The 770-nt window shown below is 51.8% G+C and carries 1 protein-coding gene; it reads right to left on the minus strand.

The window, feature by feature from the left end:
• Positions 1–152: 152 nt before the first annotated feature.
• The coding region (gene copD / locus TU80_RS31105) for a copper homeostasis membrane protein CopD (protein ID WP_057006154.1) at positions 153–770 on the minus strand (618 nt) is incomplete at its 5' end.

A 770-nucleotide genomic window follows, 5' to 3' on the forward strand; every position in this document is an offset into this window, starting at 1 on the left:
CTGAACACCCGCCATCCCGCTGAGGGGAAGCGCCAAGCTAATCAGGAAAATTAGGCAAAACCGCAGGTAGCGTTTCATGAGCTGGAGTGTAGACGGTGCAAATGGCCCTTACAATTCACCCTTGAGACTCCTTTGTCGGCTATCACCAACCGCTATGCGGCGCTCATTTCCATTACTGGGCTTAAAGTACCTAACCATGCTATGAGACAAATAATGATGACTGCCATTGAAAATTCGAGCTTCATGCTACGGCGCAAGGCATTGACCGCGACAGCATAGTCTCCATTTCGAACAGAACGTTCCAAGAGCGGGCTTAGGTGAAAACGGTTGAGCGTCGCTAATACGATCATCCCGGCAAAGAGCAGGACCTTCAAAAATAGCAACTCGCCATAAGTGCTGAGCATCACCTCATCGAGATTTGGCCCAACGATAAATAGGTAGTTCGCCACTCCCGTAATGCTGATGATCACTACAATCACCGCGCCGGCCGATTCAAACCCTGTCAGTACCCGAGCAAGAATTCGTGCTTCTCGCTCACCTTTCAGTGATTTCAAACGCAGCAGCAGGGCAAATGCCGCTAGCGCACCCAACCAACCGCCTGCGGCCAAAAGATGGAAGATGTCGCTAATAAAGTGCCAGTAGCGACGGCTTCCCTCGTCCATTGCTCCGTGCCCCGTCCATGCCAGCGTCGCTAGCGCAATCGCGCCACAGACAGTGACAATCCAAAGACTCAGTGTTGGAAAGCGCTTGTTCAGGGAAACGCCAATAAT

Origin of the sequence: Pseudomonas veronii (assembly GCF_001439695.1) — a bacterium.
GTDB classification, from domain to species: Bacteria; Pseudomonadota; Gammaproteobacteria; order Pseudomonadales; family Pseudomonadaceae; genus Aquipseudomonas; species Aquipseudomonas veronii.